This window comes from Streptomyces sp. SID5910 (assembly GCF_009862125.1).
Classification (GTDB): Bacteria; Actinomycetota; Actinomycetes; order Streptomycetales; family Streptomycetaceae; genus Streptomyces.
Map to the genome: position 1 here is coordinate 1 of NZ_WWHX01000207.1, position 6,689 is coordinate 6,689.

Here is a 6,689-nt window from a genome sequence, read left to right on the forward strand (position 1 = left end):
AGCCGCGACACCCGCCGCGGCCTGTGCGGCGGCGGGACCGCCGCCCGCGGCCGGCTGACCCGGCTTGGGCTGCGGCTTGCGGCCGCCCTGGGCGACGTCGACGGGCAGCATGACCAGCGCGGTCGTGCCGCCGGAGTCGGACGGGCGGAGCTGGATGCGGATGCCGTGGCGCTGCGACAGGCGGCCGACCACGAACAGACCCATGCGCCGGGAGACCGAGACGTCCACGGTCGGCGGCGAGGCGAGCCGCTCGTTGATCGCGGCGAGGTCCTCGGGGGAGAGGCCGATACCGGTGTCGTGGATCTCGATCAGCACGCGGCCGTCGGGCAGCGCGTGACCGGTGACCTTGACCTTGGTCTGCGGCGACGAGAAGGAGGTCGCGTTCTCGAGCAGCTCGGCGAGGAGGTGCACGAGGTCGTTGACCACGCGGCCGGCGACCTCGGTGGTCGGCACGGCCGCCAGCTCGATGCGCTCGTACTGCTCCACCTCGGACGCGGCGGCACGGAGCACGTCGACCAGCGGGACCGGGCGGGTCCACCGGCGGCCGGGCTCCTCACCGGCGAGGACGAGGAGGTTCTCACCGTTACGGCGCATACGCGTGGCGAGGTGGTCGAGCTTGAACAGCGAGGACAGCTGGTCCGGGTCGGCCTCGCGCGACTCCAGTTCGGAGATGAGCGAGAGCTGACGCTGGATGAGGCCCTGGGAGCGGCGCGAGAGGTTGGTGAACATCGCGTTGACGTTGCCCCGCAGCAGGGCCTGCTCGGCGGCGAGGCGGACCGCCTCGCGGTGCACGTCGTCGAAGGCCGCGGCCACCCGGCCGATCTCGTCCCGGGAGTGCACACCGACCGACTCCACCGAGGTGTCGACGTCCTGCGGGTCGGTCTCGGACAGCTGCTTGACCAGCTCGGGCAGACGGTCCTGGGCGACCTTGGTCGCGGTGTCCTCCAGGCGGCGCAGCGAGCGGATCATGGACCGCGCCACGACGAACGCGCCGACCAGCGAGACGCCGAGCACGAGCAGGATCAGGACACCGGAGATGATGGCTTCCTGCTCGGACTCGCTGCGCAGCTCGCGGGCCTTCTGCTCCATGTCCTCCAGCAGGCGGAGCTCGATGTTCTTCATCTGCTGGATCTTGGTGGAGCTGTCGTCCAGCCAGTCCTGGTACGACCGCTCGTCCAGCTGCGACAGGCCGTTCACGCGGCTGAAGGCGCGGCCGGCGTACTGGTCGGACGACTCGATGACCGGGTTGCCCTGGGAGATCGGCTTGAGGAGGTCCTCGGCGCCGTCGCCGTAGATGCTGCTGAAGCTGCGGATCTCCGAGGTCTGGCTCTGGAGCGCGGACTGCGCGTAGAGCCGGTCGTTCTCGGAGAGTTCGCCCTTGGTGGTGTTGCTCGCCGGGAGCGCCGCCGCGAGGACCGCGCGCTGGATGGACGCGTACTCCTTCGCCGAGGAGAAGGCCGCCAGGGCACGCGTGCGCTGGATCATCTCGGGGTTGCTGGTGGCCTCCGCCATGTCCTGCGAGAGGTCGAGCAGGTTGGTGATCAGGCGGTGGTACGCCTCGACGGTCTGCGTCGAGTTCTTCTTCGCCGTGTACGCGGTGCCGCGGATCTTGTTCAGGTCGTTCAGGTCGCTCGCGAGGCCGACGAGGCTGTCGCGGACACCGACGAGGTTGCCGTCCTTGCTGGCGGCGTCGATCTCCTCGGACTGGTCGAGGAAGTTCTTCAGCGCCCGGTCGGTCTTCTCCCGGTCGCCCTTGACGGCGATCGCGCTGGACGTCGAACCGTGCGCCAGGGGACCGGCGGACTGGTCGCGCTCCTCCTGGAGCGCGGCGGCCAGCTCGGTGGCCTGCTTGGTCATCTCGGTCAGCAGCTTCATGTTGTCGAGCTGCTGGATGTTGTCCATCGACTCGTTGATGCGCAGCGCGCCCAGCGAGGTGGCCGCGACCACGGGAAGCGCGAGCAGCGACACCAGGCGGGTGGAGATCCGCCAGTTGCGCAGGGCTATTCGCGGACCCGGGCCGGTCGAGCCCGTGGCCGGCTTCGCGGGCGTCTTCTGGCCGGGAGCCGACTGGTTCGCTCCCTGGCCGGGGCGCCCGGAGCGGTCGCCGCCGTCGCCGGACTGGGCCTGACCCGGGTTCTGGGCGTGCTGGGGCGAGGAGCTGACGGCCCTGGGGCCATTCCCGCCGTGCGGCTCCGGCTCCGCCGAAGCGCTGCCATCCCTCTTGAAACGTCCCTGCACTAGCGTCGCAACCTCTGGACCAGGCACCCGGCCGCGTGAACGGCAGAGCACGGTGTCGGCGTCATAGGGGCGCCCTGAATACGCCCCCGTGGTGGTCGTGAGTGACCGGCGCTGGTTCCCCCTTCGTGCCGCCGCTCGGCGCTGTGGTGCGCCCCCTGTGCGCCGGCTCGATCCCGCAGCGGTCCGTGGAATTCCAGCACAGTGCCGGATCTCCAACAAGGCCCGTGGGCCGACCCGCGGGATACGTGACAGCACGTGAGGGCTGATTCACGGCCGGTAGAAAACGATCACCAGTAAAGCGGACGTATGCCCGCGAATCGTCGAGGGGTAAGCGGTGTCCCAGTCGCCATGATCAGGAGCGGAATGATGGCTTCAGGGGGTCAATGTCGCTTTCGTCGGGGTGCGGTGTCAGTCGGAATTGACCGGTTTGACCCTTGATAAGTGAGCAAACTCACACGCCGTTCATCGACTCTCCGCCGGGTCGACGGGGAATTGCATGTTTAGCCTGACGCTTTACAGAGAAGGCAAAACCGACAACCCGCGCCCCCGCAGGGGTCACTTGCCCCCTTCCGGCGCCCGTACACGACAGGGTCTCGAACAACCGTGAAGACGACGATGATGTTCCACAAGATCGCCAACCCGCGACGCACGACGCTGGCGCACCTGGACGGCGCCGGCGAACTGCAGACGCCGGAACAGCGCGAGCACGCCGTCGAGCTCCCCACCCAGACCGCCAACCCCCGGCGCACGGTCCTCATGGAGATCCCCGTCGCGGCCTCCGCCGCACAGTAGTACGCCGCCCGGCCGCGCGATGTTCAGCCGGCCGGCCACCGGGACCCCCCGGGCGCCCGCGCAACCGACGACCACGGCCGGGGTAATGCGCGAGGCGCCCGCCCCCTGCCGAGATAGCCTGGAGCGTCAGACTCCAGCCAGCTCAGTCAAGGGGCCACACAACCCGTGCGCATCGCCAGGTTCTCCATCGACGGGAACGTCGCCTTCGGCGCGGTCGAGGGCGACCAGCCGGACGAGCTCGTCCTCGACATCATCAAGGGCATCCCCTTCGCGGACTTCGAGCTCTCCGGCACCAAGGTGCCGCTGAGCAAGGTGCGGCTCCTGCCGCCGGTGCTCCCCAACAAGGTCGTGGCCTTCGGCCGCAACTACGCGGAGCACGCCCGCGAACTCGGCAACGAGGCGCCCGACGCCCCGTTCGCCTTCTTCAAGCCGTCCACCTCGGTCATCGGCCCCGGCGACGCCATCCAGTACCCCTCGTTCTCCGAGGAACTGCACCACGAGGCCGAACTCGCCGTCGTCATCGGCCGCATGTGCCGCGAGGTCCCGCGCGACCGCGTCAAGGACGTCGTCCTCGGCTACACCTGCGCCAACGACATCACCGCCCGCGACGTGCAGCGCCGCGAGAAGCAGTGGGCCCGCGCCAAGGGCTTCGACTCCTCCTGCCCGCTCGGCCCCTGGGTGGAGACGGACGTGGACCCGAGCGACCTGACGATCCAGCTCACGGTCAACGGCGCCCAGCGCCAGCTCGGCCGCACCAGCGAGATGATCCACCCCGTCGAGGACCTGATCGTCAACATCTCCGAGGCCATGACGCTGCTCCCCGGCGACGTGATCCTCACGGGCACCCCGGCAGGAGTCGGACCCCTCAACGTCGGCGACGAGGTCGCCGTCACCATCGAAGGCATCGGCACTCTCACCAACAAGGTTGTCAAGCGTGGCTAGCGCATCCGGCTCCCCCGTACGCGTCCGATTCTGTCCGTCCCCCACCGGCAACCCCCACGTGGGCCTGGTCCGCACCGCCCTGTTCAACTGGGCGTTCGCCAAGCACCACCAGGGCACGCTGGTCTTCCGCATCGAGGACACCGACGCCGCCCGCGACTCCGAGGAGTCGTACAACCAGCTGCTCGACTCGCTGCGCTGGCTGGGCTTCGACTGGGACGAGGGCCCCGAGGTCGGCGGCCCGCACGCGCCGTACCGCCAGTCGCAGCGCATGGACATCTACGCGGACGTCGCCCGCAAGCTCCTCGACGCCGGCCACGCCTACCGCTGCTACTGCTCCCAGGAGGAGCTGGACACCCGCCGCGAGGCCGCCCGCGCCGCCGGCAAGCCCTCCGGGTACGACGGCCACTGCCGCGACCTGAGCGCCGCGCAGGTCGAGGAGTACCGGGCCCAGGGCCGCGAGCCGATCGTCCGCTTCCGGATGCCCGACGAGGCGCTCACCTTCACCGACCTGGTCCGCGGCGAGATCACGTACCTCCCGGAGAACGTCCCGGACTACGGCATCGTCCGCGCCAACGGCGCCCCGCTCTACACCCTCGTCAACCCGGTCGACGACGCCCTGATGGAGATCACCCACGTCCTGCGCGGCGAGGACCTGCTCTCCTCCACCCCCCGCCAGATCGCCCTCTACAAGGCGCTGATCGAGCTCGGCGTCGCCAAGGAGATCCCCGCCTTCGGCCACCTCCCGTACGTCATGGGCGAGGGCAACAAGAAGCTCTCCAAGCGCGACCCGCAGTCGAGCCTCAACCTCTACCGCGAGCGCGGCTTCCTCCCCGAGGGCCTGCTCAACTACCTCTCCCTGCTCGGCTGGTCGCTCTCCGCCGACCAGGACATCTTCACGATCGACGAGATGGTCGCCGCCTTCGACATCTCCGACGTGAACCCCAACCCGGCCCGCTTCGACCTCAAGAAGTGCGAAGCGATCAACGCCGACCACATCCGCCTGCTCGACGTGAAGGACTTCACCGAGCGCTGCCGCCCCTGGCTGAAGGCCCCCGTCGCCCCCTGGGCGCCCGAGGACTTCGACGAGGCCGCGTGGGAGGCGATCGCGCCGCACGCGCAGACCCGCCTCAAGGTCCTCTCCGAGATCACGGACAACGTCGACTTCCTGTTCCTGCCGGAGCCGGTCTTCGACGAGGCGTCCTGGACCAAGGCCATGAAGGAGGGCTCGGACGCCCTGCTGCGCACGGCCCGCGAGAAGCTGGACGCGGCCGACTGGACGTCCCCGGATTCCCTCAAGGAGGCCGTCCTGGCCGCCGGCGAGGCCCACGGCCTCAAGCTCGGCAAGGCCCAGGCCCCCGTCCGCGTCGCCGTCACCGGCCGCACGGTCGGCCTGCCCCTCTTCGAGTCCCTGGAGGTCCTGGGCAAGGAGAAGACGCTGACCCGCATCGACGCGGCACTGGCCCGTCTCGCGGCGTAACACCGCACGCGGCATACGAGGGGCGGCAGCCGTGCGGGCTGCCGCCCTTCGCCGCACCCCGGCCGGGCCACGCCGACCGGCGCGGCCCCGCGCCCTCCGGCAGACTCGACGCATGCGCCGTGAGGACATCGACCCGCGATACTTCGGAGACCGCCTGGCCTACAACCGGGCCGTCGTCGTGGAACAGCCGCGTCGCTGGCTCGTCGTCGCCGGCCACGAGGCCCGCGACGACGAGGGTGCCATCGCCGCCGTGGGCGACGTCCGGGGCCAGCTCCGGCTGACGTTCCAGCGCATCGGCGAGACGCTGGACAAGGCCGGGTTCGCCCTGAGCGACCTCGTCCAGATCAGGATCTTCACCACCGACATCGAGGCGGTGACGGCCCACTACGACGTCGTGCTGAGCGTGCTGGCCGAGGCGGACTGCCGTCCGGCCAGTCTGCTGGCCGAGGTCAAGGCTCTGTCCGACCCCCGGATGCTCGTCGAGATCGAAGGCCTCGCCGCCCAGTAGACGCCCGCCCCGGTCCGACCGCTCCCCGCCCGCCGCCCGCGCCGCCTAGGCTGGGCGCCATGCCGATCCAAGCCGTGGTCTGGGACGTCGACGACACACTCTTCGACTACACCACCGCCGACCGCGCGGGCATGCGCGCCCACCTGGTGGCCGAGGGGCTGCTCGCCGGGTACGGGTCGGCCGAGGAGGCGCTCGTGCGCTGGCGGCGGATCACCGACCAGCAGTGGGCCCGCTTCGCCGCCGGCGAGGTGGACTTCGTCACACAGCGGCGCGACCGCACCCGGGTCTTCCTGGGCCGCCCGGAGCTCACGGACGCCGAGGCCGACGACTGGTTCCAGCGCTACGTCAGGCACTACGAGGCCGCCTGGTCCCTCTTCCCGGACGTCGTGCCCGTCCTCGACGCCCTCTCCGCCAGCCACCGGCACGCCGTGCTGTCCAACTCCAGCCTGACCGTCCAGGACCGCAAGCTGCGCGTCCTCGGCGTGCACGACCGCTTCGAGGCCGTCCTGTGCGCCGCCGAGCTGGGCGTCTCCAAGCCCGAGCCCGGCGCCTTCCTGGCGGCCTGCGAGGCTCTCTCCCTCGCCCCGGAGGAGGTCGCCTACGTCGGCGATCATCCGGAGATCGACGGGCGCGGCGCCCATGAGGCCGGGCTGCTCTCGGTGTGGATCGACCGCGGCGGCGCCTACGCGACCCTCGACCCGCCCGCCGGCCCCCGCCGCATCGCGTCCCTCA

At 70.5% G+C, this 6,689-nt stretch carries 6 protein-coding genes; 5 read left to right on the forward strand and 1 reads right to left on the reverse strand.

Annotation, left to right across the window (positions count from 1 at the left end; translation table 11 throughout):
• Positions 1-2,238, reverse strand: a 2,238-nt coding sequence (locus GTW67_RS07385) for a nitrate- and nitrite sensing domain-containing protein (protein ID WP_161163999.1), incomplete at its 3' end; no start/stop codon positions are given.
• Between the two features lie 603 nt (positions 2,239-2,841).
• On the opposite strand from GTW67_RS07385, the gene GTW67_RS36880 reads away from it, so the two are divergent.
• The 5 genes from GTW67_RS36880 to GTW67_RS07405 form a co-directional block, all read left to right on the forward strand.
• On the forward strand, positions 2,842-3,030 hold the full coding sequence (locus tag GTW67_RS36880) for a hypothetical protein (protein WP_202436932.1): 189 nt from the start codon (positions 2,842-2,844) through the stop codon (positions 3,028-3,030).
• 165 nt (positions 3,031-3,195) lie between these two features.
• Complete coding sequence (locus GTW67_RS07390; protein WP_161164000.1) at positions 3,196-3,972, forward strand: fumarylacetoacetate hydrolase family protein; 777 nt, start codon at positions 3,196-3,198, stop codon at positions 3,970-3,972.
• Positions 3,965-5,449, forward strand: a complete 1,485-nt coding sequence (gene gltX / locus GTW67_RS07395) for a glutamate--tRNA ligase (RefSeq protein ID WP_161164001.1) — start codon at positions 3,965-3,967, stop codon at positions 5,447-5,449. The genes GTW67_RS07390 and gltX overlap by 8 nt, the downstream gene beginning before the upstream one ends.
• Positions 5,450-5,561: 112 nt before the next feature.
• Positions 5,562-5,957 carry a Rid family hydrolase gene (locus GTW67_RS07400; protein ID WP_161164002.1) on the forward strand — a complete coding sequence of 132 codons (396 nt, stop codon included), beginning with the start codon at positions 5,562-5,564 and terminating at the stop codon, positions 5,955-5,957.
• Positions 5,958-6,016: 59 nt separating this feature from the next.
• Positions 6,017-6,689, forward strand: a 673-nt coding sequence (locus GTW67_RS07405) for an HAD family hydrolase (protein WP_161164003.1), incomplete at its 3' end; no start/stop codon positions are given.

What these genes read in the sequence shown, in the direction of transcription:
- GTW67_RS07400 (WP_161164002.1), top strand. Translation starts at nt 5,562, where the DNA reads ATGCGCCGTGAGGACATCGACCCGCGATACTTCGGAGACCGCCTGGCC.